Origin of the sequence: Pedobacter cryophilus, assembly GCF_005116455.1 — a bacterium.
Classification (GTDB): Bacteria; Bacteroidota; Bacteroidia; order Sphingobacteriales; family Sphingobacteriaceae; genus Pseudopedobacter; species Pseudopedobacter cryophilum.
Map to the genome: position 1 here is coordinate 26,968 of NZ_SWBP01000009.1, position 17,551 is coordinate 44,518.

At 35.7% G+C, this 17,551-nt stretch carries 16 protein-coding genes; 10 read left to right on the forward strand and 6 right to left on the reverse strand.

The genetic code is table 11. The features are described 5' to 3' along the window. Positions 1-36 precede the first annotated feature (36 nt). Positions 37-1,767: a T9SS type A sorting domain-containing protein gene (locus FA046_RS16705; protein WP_136827682.1), complete on the reverse strand. Its 1,731-nt coding sequence runs from the start codon at positions 1,765-1,767 to the stop codon at positions 37-39. Between the two features lie 132 nt (positions 1,768-1,899). Further along, positions 1,900-2,361 (reverse strand): DUF4293 domain-containing protein, encoded by a 462-nt coding sequence (locus FA046_RS16710; protein WP_136827683.1) that lies wholly within the window; start codon positions 2,359-2,361, stop codon positions 1,900-1,902. A gap of 149 nt (positions 2,362-2,510) precedes the next feature. Between FA046_RS16710 and truA the strand changes: the two genes are divergently transcribed. The 10 genes from truA (at position 2,511) to FA046_RS16760 (ending at position 12,859) form a co-directional block, all read left to right on the forward strand. Beyond that, the gene (gene truA / locus FA046_RS16715) at positions 2,511-3,275 is read left to right on the forward strand and encodes a tRNA pseudouridine(38-40) synthase TruA (protein WP_136827684.1); all 765 of its coding nucleotides are present in this window, start codon (positions 2,511-2,513) and stop codon (positions 3,273-3,275) included. A gap of 11 nt (positions 3,276-3,286) precedes the next feature. After that, positions 3,287-5,083 carry an ABC transporter ATP-binding protein gene (locus FA046_RS16720; protein WP_136827685.1) on the forward strand — a complete coding sequence of 599 codons (1,797 nt, stop codon included), beginning with the start codon at positions 3,287-3,289 and terminating at the stop codon, positions 5,081-5,083. A gap of 40 nt (positions 5,084-5,123) precedes the next feature. Beyond that, positions 5,124-6,386 (forward strand): C4-dicarboxylate transporter DctA, encoded by a 1,263-nt coding sequence (gene dctA / locus FA046_RS16725; RefSeq protein ID WP_136827686.1) that lies wholly within the window; start codon positions 5,124-5,126, stop codon positions 6,384-6,386. A 74-nt stretch (positions 6,387-6,460) separates the two neighbouring features. Then, positions 6,461-7,339: a succinate--CoA ligase subunit alpha gene (sucD, locus tag FA046_RS16730; protein ID WP_136827687.1), complete on the forward strand. Its 879-nt coding sequence runs from the start codon at positions 6,461-6,463 to the stop codon at positions 7,337-7,339. Between the two features lie 270 nt (positions 7,340-7,609). Further along, a complete protein-coding gene (locus FA046_RS16735) occupies positions 7,610-7,972 on the forward strand; it encodes a septal ring lytic transglycosylase RlpA family protein (protein WP_136827688.1) in 363 nt (120 codons plus the stop codon). Between the two features lie 427 nt (positions 7,973-8,399). Continuing rightward, on the forward strand, positions 8,400-9,368 hold the full coding sequence (locus FA046_RS16740) for a ribonucleoside-diphosphate reductase small subunit (RefSeq protein WP_136827689.1): 969 nt from the start codon (positions 8,400-8,402) through the stop codon (positions 9,366-9,368). 80 nt (positions 9,369-9,448) lie between these two features. Continuing rightward, complete coding sequence (locus FA046_RS16745) at positions 9,449-11,818, forward strand: ribonucleoside-diphosphate reductase subunit alpha (RefSeq protein ID WP_136827690.1); 2,370 nt, start codon at positions 9,449-9,451, stop codon at positions 11,816-11,818. Positions 11,819-11,882: 64 nt separating this feature from the next. Then, positions 11,883-12,098, forward strand: coding sequence for a cysteine-rich CWC family protein (locus FA046_RS16750; RefSeq protein ID WP_136827691.1), 216 nt, complete (start codon positions 11,883-11,885; stop codon positions 12,096-12,098). Positions 12,099-12,124: 26 nt separating this feature from the next. Next, entirely contained in the window at positions 12,125-12,487 is a 363-nt protein-coding gene (locus FA046_RS16755; protein ID WP_136827692.1) for a methionine-R-sulfoxide reductase, read from the forward strand. A gap of 15 nt (positions 12,488-12,502) precedes the next feature. Continuing rightward, a complete protein-coding gene (locus tag FA046_RS16760; protein ID WP_136827693.1) occupies positions 12,503-12,859 on the forward strand; it encodes a septal ring lytic transglycosylase RlpA family protein in 357 nt (118 codons plus the stop codon). Between the two features lie 2 nt (positions 12,860-12,861). Here the strand turns inward: FA046_RS16760 and FA046_RS16765 are convergent, their stop codons facing one another. The 4 genes from FA046_RS16765 to FA046_RS16780 form a co-directional block, all read right to left on the reverse strand. Then, positions 12,862-13,152 carry a DUF3817 domain-containing protein gene (locus FA046_RS16765; RefSeq protein WP_136827694.1) on the reverse strand — a complete coding sequence of 97 codons (291 nt, stop codon included), beginning with the start codon at positions 13,150-13,152 and terminating at the stop codon, positions 12,862-12,864. Positions 13,153-13,474: 322 nt separating this feature from the next. Next, entirely contained in the window at positions 13,475-14,722 is a 1,248-nt protein-coding gene (locus tag FA046_RS16770) for an OmpA family protein (RefSeq protein WP_136827695.1), read from the reverse strand. A 397-nt stretch (positions 14,723-15,119) separates the two neighbouring features. Beyond that, positions 15,120-16,199: an MBL fold metallo-hydrolase gene (locus FA046_RS16775; protein ID WP_225870946.1), complete on the reverse strand. Its 1,080-nt coding sequence runs from the start codon at positions 16,197-16,199 to the stop codon at positions 15,120-15,122. 9 nt (positions 16,200-16,208) lie between these two features. Then, a complete protein-coding gene (locus FA046_RS16780) occupies positions 16,209-17,090 on the reverse strand; it encodes an NAD(P)-dependent oxidoreductase (RefSeq protein WP_136827697.1) in 882 nt (293 codons plus the stop codon). Positions 17,091-17,551: the final 461 nt, after the last annotated feature.

A 17,551-nucleotide genomic window follows, 5' to 3' on the forward strand; every position in this document is an offset into this window, starting at 1 on the left:
CATAAGGCCATTTTTATAATATTATATTTTAATAAATTATCTTACAAATTTTTGATTGATGGTCTCTCCGTCAGTAGTATACCTCACAAAATGAATTCCATTTTGCAAACTTAAAGGCAACACCACACTATTAAATCCTTTGTTTACAGCAACAGATTGCTCCGCTAATTTTCTTCCGGCAATATCAAATAACTGTAACAAACATTTACCCTGGTTTGGAGAGGAAATAGAGATTTTCACTTCCGATGAACTCGCATAAACTGATAATTGAGTCGCTGCTATTTTAGAATCAGCACTAATAATTGCCGATGAAGAGGTCTTTCCATCAAAATCATGCTGAACCAATTGATAATAATTGCTACCCGCATAAGGGTTCTCATCAACAAAAGAATAATCTTTTGCACTGTTAGAATTACCCGATCCATTTATTTTGCCAATAGCAGTAAATGATTTTCCATCTACAGAACGTAAAACATCAAAATAACTATTATTCACTTCCGAAGCGGTATTCCAGTTTAATAAAATAGTTTGATTAACTGCTTTGCCTGTGAATGAGGTGAGGGAGATGGGGAGGGTGCCAGTTGGAACTATTTCTCCTGTAGATAATTGAACAGCATCAGAATTAACAGTTCCATTAAAAAACTTTATTTGAGATAATTGTTGAGCTGTTAGTCCTGAGGCATTATTACCAAAGAAAATTTTCCCTGCTGTACCTGACGTACTGTTATAACCTCCTTGCCAGTTATTAATGATTAAGGTCTTTCCAGCTGTCCAGCCAATTAAATTACTTGCAGAAAAATTATGAGATTGTACAGAAGATGAACTTAGAATAATATTTGAATTTTCTGTTAATCTTAATGTTGAATAAGTTTCATTAAATTGTCCGGTAAATATTGATCCTCCATTAAGAGTAATTGGCGAATTATTAGGAATTACTTCAGTTGCTGCTAAAGCTAATCTTGAATCAACTCCTATAACTGTTGGACCTGTATAAGTGTTTGAACCTGCAATTACTAATTCATTCACAATGCCGGTACTATTTGCTATGGTAAGTCCACCACCCGTACTGCTTATAATTCCATTTAGTCGTGTATCATTAGCACCTAAGGATATAATTCTATCATTTGCTCCTAAACTTATTGGAGCATTAAATGTTAAACTTGCGCTGCTTGATGCAGGACTTACACTAGAACCTAATGTAAAATTCCCTCCAACTATTATTGAAGTATATTTACCTGTTAAATCCCTATTTCCACTACCAGCAATAGTTCCTCCGTTTATGGTAAGTGTACCTCCAGATCCCATTCCGTTAACACCTCTTAAAATTACGGTTCCACTATTAAGTGTGAATCCACCTGTGTATGTTCCTCCAGCTAATGCTAAGGAACCTGCTCCGTTTTTTACAAATCCAGTTCCAGCTGCTGTTGAAATTGCTTGGCTTCCAAAATCCAATGTTTTTCCATTTGCAACCGTTATAGTAGCAATAGTAGCTCCAGTATTTATTGTGCCACCAGAAGTAACAGTTACATCCTCATTGGCAGTTATGGAAGAAAAAGTAGTGGTTGCTCCAGTTATAGTACTAGCTGGTACATTAAAAATAACAGCACTACCCGAAACCCATGCAGAAGTATAGGGGCCACTATTTGTTGTGCTCCATCCAGCACTTGTCCATGAACCACTACCACCCCAATACAATTGTGCAAATGTTTTATCAGGAGAAAAAGATATTAAAAGGTAGAATGATAATAAGAGTAAAACTTTTTTCATATTTTCTTTTTAAATGATTAAACGCTAAAGTAAATATGATAAAGTTAAATTCATGTTAATAATTCAAGAAGTTTGTCACAATTATGACAAGTTCTTAACAAAATCGCATGAAAATCAGGCAATAAGATGAAATTACCTCAATCTATCTGCAGATTTAACCAATTTATCATCTCTATTGATGCCTTTTGCTGCTAAAACTAAAAAAAGAATGGCCACAGAACTCAATCCGGCTCCAATGCCATAATCGCTAATTTGCATTAGGGTTTGTGAAGCCCCTTTTACCGTTTGCGCTACCCAAAAACTAAAACCTATAAATACAACAACAGTAAGGTAAACCAATAGCAATTGTTTTTTTCTGTTTTTAAATAAGAAAATTAAAACCAAAGGAATCAACCCTAAAATGCCAGTGGCAATGGTTAACAACGTAAACGACTCGGTTTGCGCCACCTGATTATTCAAGGTTTGAAAAACACCCGTAATCATAATTTTTTTAGCACCATCGGCCGTTAAAATATTGGCTAACGGGAAAAGAAATAAAGCATAAATAGCTAATGAAGCCACAAATAAATAAACAGTTTGAATTCTTTGAATCATATAATTTAACTAATAACCGGCAAAACTGGTAACTCTCAACTGATAACCGCCAACTGATAACCAACAACTGATTCAAACTTACAACTTTTAACTTTAAACTTCCTCCCCAACATTCCTTTCTTAAATTAAAATAGCGTTAAATTTGTGCAGTGATTTTTACACAAAGATATTTTATTGAATTAGCTTATAAAGGTACGGCTTACCATGGTTGGCAAAAGCAACCCAATGCAATAGCTGTTCAGCAGGTTTTAGAGCAGGCATTACATACCTATTTTAGAAAGCCCATAGAAACTTTAGGCTGTGGCCGTACAGATGCCGGCGTACATGCTACCCAGTTTTTTGCGCACTTTGATTTAGAAGAAACGCTTTCTGAAGAGCAAGCCATAAAATTTATAAAAGCCATTAACGCTTTACTACCTTATGATATGGCCATTAAGCAAATTATTGCAGTAGCAGCTCAGGCTCATGCCCGCTTTGATGCTACTTTAAGAGCCTATCAATACCATATCCATTTTAATAAAGATCCTTTTAAAACAGATAACAGCTGGCTCATTAAAGATTTTTTAGATGTGGAGGCCATGAATGAGGCTGCAAAAATCATTTTATCGTATCAAGATTTTGGCGCTTTTTGTAAGTCTAACGCAGATAATTTTACCAATATTTGCGAAGTATCACAATCTCAATGGGAAATTACTCCAAACGGAATGGTTTATCATGTAAAGGCCAATAGGTTTCTCCGTAATATGGTGAGGGCAATTGTGGGCACTTTGGTAGAGGTAGGAAAAGGAAAAATGGCACCTGCAAATTTGCATCAGATTATACAAAGTCAAAACAGATCAGCAGCAGGCGCATCTGTACCCGCTTGCGGTTTGTTTTTAACAGAAGTAGCTTATCCATACATCCAAAAAAAATAAAAAGAATTTAAATGGCGAGCAAAATCACCGGCAAAACTTACGACTGGAAATTATTAAAAAGGGTTTTTAATTATGCCCGTCCTTATAAAAGTAAGTTCTTTTGGTCGGTTACTTTAACCTTGCTTATTGCGGCCTTGGCGCCCATCAGGCCATTATTAATTCAAAAAACACTCGACGATTATATCTTTTTTAACGATACCAGCGGTTTACTTAACATGACATTGCTTATGATCGCTATCCTGCTGGTACAAACTTTCATCCAATATTTCCATACCTTTTTAACCAATGCTTTAGGGCAATCGGTCATCAAAGATTTACGTACGGATATTTTCAACCACATTACCAAACTCCGCCTCAAATATTTCGACAGAACACCCATCGGGCAACTCATTACCCGTACCGTTTCAGATTTAGAAACCATTGCCGATATTTTTAGCGAAGGCTTAATCTCTATCATCGGCGACAGCCTGCAAGTGATCACCATTATTGCGGTAATGCTATATGCCGATTGGCGCTTAACCTTAATTGTTTTAATTCCGATGCCATTTTTAATGGTGGCCACTTATGTTTTTAAGGAAGCCATAAAATCAGCTTTTCAAGACGTGAGAACGCAAATTTCATCACTCAATACTTTTTTACAGGAGCACATTACCGGGGTAAGCATTATCCAGTATTTTGCCCGGGAAGATCAGGAGTTTAAAAAATTTAACCAAATAAATGCCAACCACAGAGATGCACACATTCGCTCAAACTGGTATTATTCTATCTTTTTTCCGGTGGTCGAAATCATCTCTGCTTTATCATTAGGTTTATTGGTATGGTATGGGTCTAAAAGTATTTTAAACCAGCAAGTTTCTCCTGGTGTGGTAGTGGCTTTTATCATGTACATCAACATGCTGTTTAGGCCCATCCGAGAATTGGCTGATAAATTTAATACCCTCCAAATGGGCATGGTAGGTGCCGATCGTATTTTTACAGTCTTAGATACCGATGAGAAAACGGTGAATGATGGAGCCATCATTTTGCCAAAAATGAAGGGCGAAATAGCATTTAACAAAGTTTGGTTTTCTTATAAACAAACAGAAGAAACACCTACCAACGAAGAGTGGATTTTAAAAGACATTTCATTTAAAGTAAAAGAAGGCGAAACCTTAGCTTTAGTGGGGGCTACCGGAGCAGGTAAATCATCTACCATTAATATTTTAAATCGTTTTTACGAGATCAGCAAAGGTGAGGTCACCATTGATGGCATCCCCATCAAAGATTTTGAGCTAAATTATTTGAGATCACAAATTGCTACTGTATTGCAAGATGTTTTTCTGTTTTCAGATACCATTCAAAACAACATCAGTTTAAAATCAGACGAGATCACGCTAGAGCAAATCATCGCGGCAGCAAAAGATGTAGGCGCCCATGATTTTATCATGCGTTTGCCGGGTGGCTATCAATACAATGTACAAGAAAGAGGCGCAACTTTATCTGTTGGGCAGGCACAATTAATTTCTTTTATAAGGGCATTGGTCCATCAGCCTAAAATTTTGGTGTTAGATGAAGCTACTTCTTCGGTGGATACAGAAACAGAAGAACTCATTCAAAAAGCCATCGAAAAATTAATGACAGGCCGTACTTCTATTGTCATAGCCCATCGTTTATCTACCATTCAAAACGCCAATAAAATTATTGTATTAGACCACGGCGAAATTAAAGAAATGGGTACGCATCAAGAATTATTAGCTTTAAATGGGTATTACAAGCATCTTTACGATTTACAATTTAGTTCGGTAGGTATAAAAAAAGAGCCTAAATAATTAAATTTCTATCTTTCTCACAAAAAATATTGGTTTCCGTATGAACAAATTGGTATCGCATCTTAGTTTTCAGGTATTAGTAGCTATTTTATTAGGAGTACTTTTTGGCGCTTTACTTCCCGAATCAGCAGCTTCAGCAAAACTCATCAGTCAAACTTTTATCAACATGATTAGCATGTTGATAGCCCCAATTATATTCTTCACCATTGTTTTAGGCATTGCCAACATGGATGATATGAAAAAGGTGGGTAGAGTTGGGGGTAAAGCCTTATTGTATTTTGAAGTCATCACCACCTTCGCAATTATCATTGGTTTGGTAGTAGCTAATTTAATGAAACCAGGCCAAGGGGTAAACATGAAGATCACCGATCCCGAAAAAATTCAACAATACCAAAATAGTGCAGCCGATATAGAATGGGGATCTTTTATCACGCATATTGTGCCTCATAACATCATAGATTCTTTTGCCAAAGGCGATATTTTACAAATCTTGTTCTTCGCCATGCTTTTTGGCTTCGGTTTAACCAAAATGGGAAGTGCTGGTGCCTCGCTCATCATCACTTTTGATAAATTAAACAAAGTATTGTTTAACATGATGAAGTTTGTAATGAAACTGGCGCCCTTAGGTGCTTTTGGAGGAATAGCATACACCGTAGGCGTTTATGGCTTAGATGCTTTAATGCCTATGGCTAAACTAATGTTTGCCGTTTACCTCACCATGGCGCTATTCATTTTTATAGTGCTCAATTTGGTTTGCCGCCTTTACCAATTTAGTTTATGGAAATACCTTAAATACATCCGACAAGAAATTTTAATTGTTTTGGGAACCTCTTCATCAGAATCTGTTTTGCCCAGTATGATGTTAAAAATGGAGAATTTTGGCTGCTCTAAATCTGTTGTAGGTTTGGTGATACCAATGGGTTACTCTTTTAATTTAGACGGCACTTCCATTTATTTGTCTATGGCGGTCATATTTTTAGCCCAGGTTTTTAATATCGATTTACCTATTCTTACCCAAATTACTATTGTGGGTGTATTAATGCTTACCTCAAAAGGGGCTGCAGCAGTAACTGGGGGTGGTTTTATTGTGTTAGCATCTACTTTAACGGTTTTAAAAATCATCCCTGTAGAAGGAATGGCTATTTTATTAGGGGTTGATCGTTTTATGTCAGAAGCCCGGGCCATTACAAACATGATAGGAAACGGAATTGCTGCGGTTGTAGTTGCTAAAAGTGAAAAAGAATTTGATCAGTTAAGGTATGAGAATGCCATCAGCCCAATAAATGACGACCAAGTGAATTAAAAATAGCTTTTTCACTTTAAAAGCTTTGAGATTCTTATTGATTCTTTTAGCTTTGTCCAACAAAAAAAATATCCATGAGTGTACTAGTTAATAAAGATTCTAAAGTAATTGTACAAGGTTTCACCGGAAACGAAGGTACTTACCATGCCACTCAAATGATTGAGTACGGAACCCAAGTTGTAGGTGGTGTAACTCCAGGTAAAGGTGGCCAGTCTCATTTAGATCGTCCGGTTTTTAATACCGTTAAGGATGCGGTAGATCAAACAGGTGCTGATGTTTCTATCATATTTGTACCACCAGCTTTTGCTGCTGATGCCATTATGGAAGCTGCAGAAGCTGGTATCAAGGTAATTGTTTGTATCACAGAAGGTATTCCAACTAAAGACATGATTTTGGTTAAAGAATACATCAGCGATAGAGATTGCCGTTTAATTGGTCCAAACTGTCCGGGTATCATCACAGCTGATGAAGCTAAAATTGGAATTATGCCAGGTTTTATTTTCAGAAAAGGAAATATAGGAGTAGTTTCTAAATCAGGAACTTTAACTTACGAAGCGGTTGATCAAGTAGTAAAAGCAGGAATGGGAATCAGTACTGCAATTGGTATTGGTGGTGATCCAATCATCGGAACACCAACTAAAGAAGCGGTAGAATTATTAATGAACGATCCAGAAACTCACGGAATCATCATGATTGGTGAAATTGGTGGAAGCATGGAAGCAGAAGCTGCACTGTGGATTAAAGAAAACGGTACCAAACCAGTAGTTGGTTTTATTGCTGGCCAAACAGCGCCTCCGGGACGTAGAATGGGTCATGCGGGTGCAATTGTAGGTGGCGCTGATGATACAGCAGCCGCTAAAATGAAAATCATGAGAGAATGCGGAATTACCGTAGTAGAATCTCCAGCCGGAATTGGTGCTGCCATGGCAGAGTTAATGGCCAAATTGGCTTAATAAAAATTCATCATATTTAAAAAGTCGTTTCTTTCATAAGAAGCGACTTTTTTTGTTTTCCATTTTTTAGAAAAGCAAAGCTTGTGCAGTAAACTTCCGCTAGTCGGGCTGTTCGGGGCTTCACTTTGTTACGGTGCTGCGTTGCACTACGCACAAACCCCTACCATCCCGTTTATTTTACAAAGACATTGCTGTAAACCCACACTTAACGGCATAATTGTTGTTTTTAATTATATATACCGATATTTACAACATATCTAAATTAGATTAATGCAGTTATTAGCCCTTATTTCTTTAGTCATCTCCTCCTTCTTTTTACAGCAGGATACCATTTACAAAACGGGTAAGGCAACCTATTATGCCAGTAAATTTGAAGGAAGAAGAACCACCAGTGGAGAAAAATTTCGCAACCATAAATTTACAGCAGCACACAAAACCTTACCATTTGGTACAAAAGTAATCGTTACCAATTTAAACAACGGTAAATCAGTTGAAGTAGAAATCAATGATCGTGGTCCGTTTGGTAAAGGATTAATGATAGATCTTTCTCAAGCAGCGGCCAAAGAAATTGGCTTGTTTGGGAAAGGCATTGTGCCGTGTAGAATTAGTTATGTTTTAAAAAAGGCTAAATAAAAACACTCCATTTATATCCAATAACACCCTTTGTTTATAAGTTTCTTGTTTGTTAAAAACTTATCTATACATATTCCAATTTCATGTTCTATTTTTGAAATAGTTCTTTAACAAGGCTTGTTCAGGTATCACATTTTTATGAGCTTAAACTAAAATATAACCATGTTTTAGTCGAAAAGCATAAAACACAACGTAACGCTGTTTGTCCGGTATCGGATTCAAAATTAACAGACAGGAAATCAATATTTTACTTTCGTAAATATTGATTTAACCTATAAACAGACGTGATTTTGAAACCAAATGAACAAAGACTTGTTAAAACTTTCACCTAAAAGGTATTGATCAATTGAAGCATTAAACTGTTTTGGTAACAGATTATTTAAATTCTTTTGTCAATTCCCTAGTGTAGATTTTAAAAATTAAAAACATGCAACAGGAAGAATTATTACTCAGAGAAAACAAAGACCGTTTTGTAATCCTCCCCATTAATTACCCCGCTATTTGGGAAATGTACAAACGCCATGAAGCTAGCTTTTGGACTGCCGAAGAAATTGATCTTTCATCAGACCAAAAAGACTGGGAGAATTTAAATGATGGAGAAAGACATTTCATCAGTCATATTCTTGCTTTTTTTGCAGCTAGTGATGGCATCGTGAATGAGAATTTGGCAGTAAATTTCATGAGTGAGGTTCAACTTCCTGAAGCTCGTTGTTTTTATGGTTTCCAAATTATGATGGAAAACATTCACTCAGAAACCTATGCATTGTTAATTGATACCTACATTAAAGATACCAAACAAAGAAACCATCTTTTACATGCCATAGATACGGTTCCATGTGTGCAACGCAAAGCACAATGGGCTCTTAAATGGATTGAGAATGGAAGTTTTGCACAACGTTTAGTAGCTTTTGCAGCTGTAGAAGGTATTTTCTTTAGCGGAAGTTTTTGCTCTATCTTTTGGTTAAAAAAACGTGGCTTAATGCCAGGCTTAACTTTTAGTAACGAGTTAATCTCACGCGACGAGGGAATGCATTGCGAATTTGCTTGCCTGCTTTACGGAATGTTAGAAAACAAGCTAAGTAAAGAGGAAGTTTATGACATTATTAAAGAAGCAGTAAGTATCGAAAAAGAATTTGTCACAGATGCTTTACCAGTAGATTTAATTGGAATGAACGCCAGATTAATGCAGCAATATATTGAGTTTGTTGCGGATAGATGGGTAACAGAATTAGGCTATCCATCCATTTACAATGCTACAAATCCATTTGATTTTATGGAATTGATCTCCCTACAAGGAAAAACCAATTTCTTCGAAAAAAGAGTAGGCGATTACCAAAAAAGCGGAGTACTAAACAGCGTAGAAGACCAAGGCTTTTCACTAGATGAAGATTTTTAAATAAGAAACAAGATTTAAGTATCATTAGCAAGACCAATCTTGATACTTGATACTCACTACTTGATACTAAACCAAAAGAAATGTTTGTAATAAAAAGAGACGGCAGAACAGAATCTGTAAAGTTTGATAAAATCACTTCAAGAATTGAGAAACTAAGCTACAGCTTAAATCAACATTTTGTAGATCCAGTAGAGGTAGCTAAAAAAGTAATTGATGGTTTATATGATGGAGTAACCACTTCAGAATTAGATAATTTAGCAGCAGAAACAGCCGCTTCTTTAACTACTCGCCACCCAGATTACGCTATTTTAGCTTCTCGTATTGCGGTTTCAAACCTTCATAAAAACACGTTAAAATCTTTTTCAGATACCATGAGATTATTGCATGGTTATCATGATGTAAAAACAGGTAAAGCAGCTTCAATGATTGCTGATGATGTGATGGAAATCATCAATGCAAACGCTGATTTGTTAGACAGTACCATTATTTACGATCGTGATTTTAGTTTCGATTATTTTGGTTTCAAAACATTAGAGAGATCTTATTTATTGAAAGTAAATGGTCGTATAGCTGAGCGTCCTCAGCATTTGTTCATGAGAGTGGCTGTAGGTATTCATAAAAACGATTTGGAAAGTGCCATCAAAACCTACGAATTGATGAGTGAGCGTTGGTTTATACACGCAACACCAACCTTATTTAATGCAGCAACACCTAAGCCTCAAATGTCTAGCTGCTTTTTAGTAGCGATGAAAGATGATAGCATAGAAGGTATTTATGCAACTTTAACACAAACCGCTAAAATTTCTCAAAGTGCAGGTGGTATTGGTTTAAGTATTCACAACGTAAGAGCAACAGGTTCTTACATTAGCGGAACAAACGGAACCAGTAACGGTATTGTGCCAATGCTTAAGGTATTTAATGATACCGCTCGCTATGTAGATCAAGGTGGTGGTAAACGTAAAGGTGCCTTTGCTATTTATTTAGAGCCTTGGCATGCAGATATTTTTGATTTCTTAGACCTGAAGAAAAATCATGGTAAAGAAGAAAACAGAGCCAGAGATTTATTTTATGCTTTATGGATTTCAGATTTATTTATGAAAAGGGTAGAAGCTGATGGAAATTGGAGCTTATTTTGCCCGCATGAAGCACCCGGATTAGCCGATTGCCACGGAGAAGAATTCGAGAAATTATATGAGCGTTATGAGCAAGAAGGAAAAGCTCGAAAAACCATTAAAGCTCAAGAATTATGGTTTGCCATTTTAGATGCACAAATAGAAACCGGAACGCCTTATATTTTATATAAAGATGCTGCTAATAGCAAATCTAATCAGCAAAATTTAGGGACAATAAAGAGTTCAAATTTATGTACCGAGATTATGGAGTACACCTCTCCAGATGAAGTTGCAGTATGTAATTTAGCCTCTCTTTCTTTACCTAGATATATCAGCAATGGCACTTTTGATCATAAAAGGTTATATGATGTAACTTATCAGGTTACGCTTAATTTAAATCGCATTATTGATAATAATTATTATCCGGTAATAGAAGCTGAATATTCTAATTTACGTCATCGTCCAATTGGTTTAGGTGTACAGGGATTAGCAGATGCTTTTATGCTTTTAAAATTGCCTTTTGAAAGTGATGCGGCTAAAAAATTAAATACCGAAATTTTTGAGACCATCTATTTTGCATCTATGCAGGCATCTGCAGATTTAGCAATTAAAGAAGGCGCTTATGAAACTTTTAAAGGTTCTCCTTTATCTGAAGGGAAATTCCAATTTGATTTATGGAATGTTAAGCCTGATACAAAACGTTGGGATTGGGAAAAATTGAAAGTTCAGGTGATGAAAACTGGTGTGCGTAACTCGTTATTGTTAGCGCCAATGCCAACAGCATCAACCTCTCAAATTCTTGGAAACAACGAATGTTTTGAACCTTATACTTCAAATATTTATACCCGTAGAGTTTTAAGCGGTGAGTTTGTGGTTGTAAATAAGCATTTATTAAAAGATTTAGTAGAATTAGGCTTATGGAATAATAAAATGAAAGAAGCCATTATTTTAGCTAACGGCTCTGTTCAAAATATTGATACCATTCCTGCTGCCATAAAGGAATTGTACAAAACAGTTTGGGAAATCAAAATGCGTAATATCATTGATATGGCTGCTGATAGAGGGGCTTATATTTGTCAATCTCAATCTTTAAACTTGTTTATCAATGCGCCATCTGCATCTAAACTAACTTCTATGCACTTTTATGCCTGGAAAAAAGGTTTAAAAACCGGTATGTATTATTTGCGTACTCAAGCTGCGGCACAAGCAGTAAAATTTAGTGTGCAAAGTCAAGCTGTAAAAGAGATAGATCCAGTTATTCAGCATGATGAGGTTGAAGTGCCTTTAGATGGACAAAGTTGCAGCATGGAAGACGGTTGTCTTTCTTGCGGATCATAATACAAAAACATCAAATTTTTAAATAGGCCTTTAGCGTAAGCTTTAGGCCTTTTATTTTAGAAATATGGAGTATACAAAACATGAGATTATTGCCTGTGAGCGTTGTGGCCAAAAGATAGAATGTAAAGCCAACAACTATACCCAATGTCAATGTTCGCAAGTTCAATTGAGTTTAAATGAAGTACAATATATTTCTGAAAACTATGAAGGATGCATGTGTGCAAAATGTTTACTAGCGTTAAAGGAAGAATATCAGGCCACATTAAAACTTACGTTATAATTTTACGTTTCTTTTAAAAGAACATTATGGAATACAATAAACTCACCCCCGAAGAAGAATATGTGATTTTACATAAAGGTACTGAAAGACCTTTTGCTGGAGAATACACAGATTTAAAAGAAGCCGGAACTTACGTTTGCAGGCAATGTAACACACCGCTTTATCAATCTGATGATAAGTTTGATTCTCATTGTGGATGGCCAAGTTTTGATGATGAAATTCCCGGCGCAGTAAAAAGGATTCCCGATGCTGATGGTAGAAGAATAGAAATTGTTTGCGCTAATTGCGGTGGGCATTTAGGCCATGTTTTTGAAGGAGAAAGGCTAACATCAAAAAACACTCGTCACTGCGTAAATTCCTTAAGTATGAAGTTTATCCCAAAAGCTTAAATTAATTTCACTTCTATGAATACGAAAATTCTTGTTTTGATGTGGATGATTTGTGCAATTTTTGTAGGATGTAGCCCCAAAACTATTCAAACAGGGAAAGCATCTTATTATGCTGATAAATTTAACGGGAGAAAAACTGCATCAGGAGAGATATTTAGAAATTCTAAATTAACAGCAGCCCATAAAACCTTGCCTTTTGGAACAAAAGTTAAGGTGACAAATCTTAAAAATGGTAAAACAGTGAAGGTTGTAGTTAATGATAGAGGACCTTTTGTAGCAGGTAGAATTATTGATTTATCTAAAAAAGCAGCCGGTAAAATAGCTATTGATAAAGAGGGTGTAGGTAATGTTAAAATTGTTTACAAAAAATGAAATTATTGAGGTAAAAACTTCTTTTCTACATAGAATGGACCAAAAGGTAGTACTGAGCAAAACACAGTAATAGCTAAAATTTTAAAGCTCCAGTTTAGTTTTTCATACATATAATAGGCTCCTATTACATAAAGAACAAATAAAACGCCATGTCCCATTCCTACAACTTTTACCATTTCTGGATGTCCAAATAAGTATTTTAAGGGCATAGCGATAAAAAGCAATAGCAAAAAAGAAATAGCTTCTAAAGTACTGATGATTTTAAATATCCTGATTTGTGAATTTGAGGTCATTGAATCTTTGATTTTGGGCAAAGATAATGCTTAAGCTTTGTGGAGAATGGTTTTTAAGGTATAATCAATGTCAAATTTGCAGAAAAAGGCTATTGCTGTCCGTCGAGTGAAGCGTAAGCGCTCTACGGATTAGAAAATGGAAAGGAGTCTTCCGACTCCTTAAATGAAATACATTATAAATTATGATTTATAAACTGAAAATCACAAAACAGTAATTTGTAAGGCGGTGATAAAATGCCTTTTCTTGTGATTTCAAACTCCTACTTCTTAAAGCGAGAATTTGAAATCACAAGAGTTTTAAGACAGATTTAACTACAAATCATTATTTTCTTACACTAACAGATACATGACGATCTAAAGCTCTTTCAGCATCAGGAGCAGTAGCCGCAGCTTTTGCAAATTGAGAACCATAACCTTCGGCATCAATAATTTGGGAGCCAACGCCTCGTTTTTCTAAACCTGCTTTTGCTGCATTTGCCCTATCTTGAGAAAGTTTTTTATTGCTTTCTGGATTTCCTAAAGCATCTGTATAGCCACCAATTTTAAGCTTTGCATCAGGGAAAGCTTTTAATATTTCGGCAAGATTATCTAACTGATTTTCACTTGCAGGAAGTAAAGTAGCTTTTCCTATATCAAAGTTTAGGTTATCAAAATTAAACCATTTTTCTTTGAGCTCTTCATCGCTCATTGCTTTCCAATCGCTGTTTAAAAAAGCAACTAATTGATCTTCAATTCCTCCTTTAAAAGCGTCTAACTCTTTTCCGTTAGGTAATTTTACTTTTACAGGAATGGTAGTTACAGCAATTGAAGGAGCCGAAATTTCGGGGATGATTACATTACTCGTATCATTTATGTTAGTGGTGTCTGCAGGTTTATTGCAAGTTCTTAAAAAGAAGAAAAGTCCGGCAATTATAGCAATAACAAGTATTAAAGGGATTAACCATTTAGAGCTTCCGTTTGGCTTATCTGCTATATGAAGCGTTCTATCGGCAACAGAAGATTTTACATTTGAAGCCATAGATGATGCTGTGCTCCCTAAAGCACCAAGCCCAAACATGCTGGTTAAAGAAGATAATCCAGATGGCATTGCACCCATAATATGATCTTTTTGGGAAGAAATAAAATCAGTTAATCCGCTGGAATTTAAGTTGTTTTGTTCGGCATGTTTACCTAAAAGACCCATGATTGCAGGAATACCCATGTTAAATAATGATCCTGCTGAAGAGTCCTTTATACCTGCAAAATGGGAAATTTTGCTGATGATATTCGACTGGTTACTCCCAAATAATTGAGATAGGATGTTTCCTCCTTTGGTTTCGTGGCTCTTAAGATTGCTCAATGTTGGAGATGGTGAAAGGGTGGTAGAAGCCGCTTTAGCCATAGTAAATACACTATTTGCACCATCGGTACTATCTGTAGCATGGCTTAAAACACCAGCTAAACTTGTTGGGACTATTGCAGATAATGCTTTAGAAATTCCCGAACTACTTTCTCCTAAAGAGGAAGAGGCTTGATTGATAAATTCGCTGCTAAAATAATTTTTTGCAGTTTCTACTAAATTGTAAGACATAGGTAATGTGTTAATTGTGAACAATAAAATTCAAAGCAATTAGCTATCAAAAGAAGCACCTATTGTTTTAAAATACAGAATAATGGATACTGGGTTTACATAATTTTTTTAATGAAAAAATGATGTTTTAGTGGGATTTGATGAAATTGAGCTTGTTTTTAATTTGTTTAAGCTGATAAATGGAATGAGTAGAATTGTGTTGTAAATGCACAAATGCTTAAGCTTTTACAAAGATGGAACGTTGTTTTTAGCCCTGATAGAAACGGATACCGGCAAAGAGGCTAAAGCCGAGCGAAAGATAGTGCGAAGGGGTGCAGTATGAGTGTATAGCAGGAAACAAGTTGATGAGAAGCACTGGCTTTGTGCTTCTCAAAAAACTAAAATGGGGAATAAATTTCTAGATACTATTTATTGCTCTCCACCATTTTGTAGTTTTATTAGCTTCATTAAAGTGTAGCAACTCGCCAATTTGTGGGGTATAAATGTCTATTTCTGTGTTTTCTGATGCTATTAAAGCTCTTTCTATTGGTTCTGTCCAGGGATGAAATGCTAAGCTAAATTTGCCCCAATGTACAGGAATTAGTTTTTTAGCATGGAGTTCGCTTGCTGCTTTAATCATTTCTTCTGGCAATAAGTGGATTTTTGGCCAATCTCTACCATACTGTCCGCACTCTAAAATGGCTAAATCAAAAGGTCCGTGTTGTTCACCAATCAATTTAAAATGTTCATCATAACCAGAATCACCACCTAAATAAATTTGTTGTGTAGCAGTTTTTAAAATAAAGGAGCTCCATAAAGTATTTCCTCTTTTAAATTTACGACCAGAAAAATGACGAGCAGGAGCAGCGGTGAATTTTAAACCTTCAAAAGAAAATTCTTGGTCCCAGTCTAAGGCGGTGATTTTCTCTGTAGAAATTCCCCAATGTTTTAAATGCGCATCAACACCTAATGAAGTTAAAAAATGCTTGGTTTTTGGGATCAATTTTCTAATCGCTTTTTCATCTAAATGGTCATAATGATCATGAGAGATGAGTATTAAATCTATCTCCGGAAAATCTTCTGCTTGATAATTGTGCGTAGCAGGATAGGGCTTGCCAAAGATTGGAACTGGCGAAGCGTTGTGAAAAACAGGATCGACCAAAATTTTCTTTCCATCAACCACCAAAAGGTAAGACGAGTGCCCAAACCAAATAAGATAAGGCTCTGTGGAGTTGATTTGTAATAAATCTGTCTTAATAACCTCAACAGGCTGGTTTGGTGTGTTGTTTTTAGGCTTGGTTAGTAAATCTTTAATCAGTTCAAAATAAGATGCACCAGGGCGCATCACTTCTGTTAATGATTGATTATGGAAAACGCCATCTCTAAAGTTTTTAGAATGATTTAAATCCTCTTCCTTAGGCTCGGCACCAAAAACGGAGGTATTTAAAAAAGAAAGGACAAAAAAAGCAATTACGGCTATTGCTAAGCCAATATACATGATCATATTTTAAACTCCCGCATCTGTAGAAACACTTCCGGCAATACCTTCTACCCAATCATTTTCGCCATTTCCATTTGCTACCGCACTTAACAAACGGTTGTAAACTAAACTTAATAATGGTGCTGGCATTTGTGCATCTAAAGCCATTTTGCTGGCTAAACGGGCATCTTTAAAGCCTAATTTAGATTTAAAACCTACAGGTTGATATTGTTTTTTTGCAATGAGTGTTCCGTAGTTTTTATAAATAGGGGCGTTAAAAACTGTATTTCCAAAAAATTCTGCCACTTGCTCACGGTCTAAACCTTGTTTTTCTGCCAAGGTAAAAGCTTCAGCCATGGTTTCCATAGATGCCATAATCATAAAGTTACCCGCCAACTTTACCACGTTTGCAGCGCCAGGTTCGGTGCCAAAATCATAAATCCCTTGACCTAATAATTCTAAAACAGCTTTTGCTTTTTCTTTGGTTTCTACATCGCCAGAGGTACAAATGAATAGTTTAGCTTCAGCTGCTGCATTTGGTCGACCAAAAACAGGAGCAGTTAAATAATGTGAGCCAGCAATTTTATGCATGTTGTATAATTCTCTGGAAGTATCTGGAGAAATGGTACTCATACTGATATGAATAGCGCCATTTTTCATGGATGCTAAAAAACCATGTTCGCCATTGGCTAATTGATTTAAAGTTTCATCATCAGATAGCATGGTGATTACTATATCTTGCCCATCAACAGCTTTATCTGGTTGATCAAAAACTTTTACATCTCCTTTTAAGGTAGATGATTTATCTTTTGTTCTGTTGTAAACGTTTAGGCTGTAATTTGCATTTAATAAATTTTGAGCCATTCCGATGCCCATATTTCCTAGGCCAATAAAAGCAATTTTTAACATTTTTTTAATTTTTAGATTTAAGATTTTTTGCCACGAATACACGAATTTTCACGAATCATGGCGCATAATATTTTTGTTCATCTATTTATGCTTAATGATAAATAAGACGTACAGCATTAGTTTTCATTCGTGTATTCGTGGCATATTTTTTTGTTTTTTTTGACACGAATACACGAATTTTCACGAATCAGGGCACATAATATTTTTGTTCATCTGCGTATTAGCATTAGTTTTCATTCGTGTATTCGTGGCATTTAATTTTTGTTTTTTTTGCCACGAATACACGAATCATGGCGCATAATATTTTGTTCATCTATTTATGCTTAATTATAAATAAGACGTACAGCATTAGTTTTCATTCGTGTATTCGTGGCATTTAATTTTTGTTTTTTTTGCCACGAATACAAGAATTTTCACGAATCTGGGCGCATAATATTTTGTTCATCTATTTATGCTTAATT

What these genes read in the sequence shown, in the direction of transcription:
- FA046_RS16780 (WP_136827697.1), bottom strand. Translation starts at nt 17,090, where the DNA reads ATGTTAAAAATTGCTTTTATTGGCCTAGGAAATATGGGCATCGGAATG.
- dctA (WP_136827686.1), top strand. Translation starts at nt 5,124, where the DNA reads ATGAACAAATTGGTATCGCATCTTAGTTTTCAGGTATTAGTAGCTATT.
- FA046_RS16755 (WP_136827692.1), top strand. Translation starts at nt 12,125, where the DNA reads ATGGAATACAATAAACTCACCCCCGAAGAAGAATATGTGATTTTACAT.
- FA046_RS16760 (WP_136827693.1), top strand. Translation starts at nt 12,503, where the DNA reads ATGAATACGAAAATTCTTGTTTTGATGTGGATGATTTGTGCAATTTTT.
- FA046_RS16710 (WP_136827683.1), bottom strand. Translation starts at nt 2,361, where the DNA reads ATGATTCAAAGAATTCAAACTGTTTATTTATTTGTGGCTTCATTAGCT.
- FA046_RS16770 (WP_136827695.1), bottom strand. Translation starts at nt 14,722, where the DNA reads ATGTCTTACAATTTAGTAGAAACTGCAAAAAATTATTTTAGCAGCGAA.
- FA046_RS16720 (WP_136827685.1), top strand. Translation starts at nt 3,287, where the DNA reads ATGGCGAGCAAAATCACCGGCAAAACTTACGACTGGAAATTATTAAAA.
- FA046_RS16745 (WP_136827690.1), top strand. Translation starts at nt 9,449, where the DNA reads ATGTTTGTAATAAAAAGAGACGGCAGAACAGAATCTGTAAAGTTTGAT.
- FA046_RS16735 (WP_136827688.1), top strand. Translation starts at nt 7,610, where the DNA reads ATGCAGTTATTAGCCCTTATTTCTTTAGTCATCTCCTCCTTCTTTTTA.
- FA046_RS16750 (WP_136827691.1), top strand. Translation starts at nt 11,883, where the DNA reads ATGGAGTATACAAAACATGAGATTATTGCCTGTGAGCGTTGTGGCCAA.
- FA046_RS16775 (WP_225870946.1), bottom strand. Translation starts at nt 16,199, where the DNA reads ATGTATATTGGCTTAGCAATAGCCGTAATTGCTTTTTTTGTCCTTTCT.
- sucD (WP_136827687.1), top strand. Translation starts at nt 6,461, where the DNA reads ATGAGTGTACTAGTTAATAAAGATTCTAAAGTAATTGTACAAGGTTTC.
- FA046_RS16740 (WP_136827689.1), top strand. Translation starts at nt 8,400, where the DNA reads ATGCAACAGGAAGAATTATTACTCAGAGAAAACAAAGACCGTTTTGTA.
- FA046_RS16705 (WP_136827682.1), bottom strand. Translation starts at nt 1,767, where the DNA reads ATGAAAAAAGTTTTACTCTTATTATCATTCTACCTTTTAATATCTTTT.
- FA046_RS16765 (WP_136827694.1), bottom strand. Translation starts at nt 13,152, where the DNA reads ATGACCTCAAATTCACAAATCAGGATATTTAAAATCATCAGTACTTTA.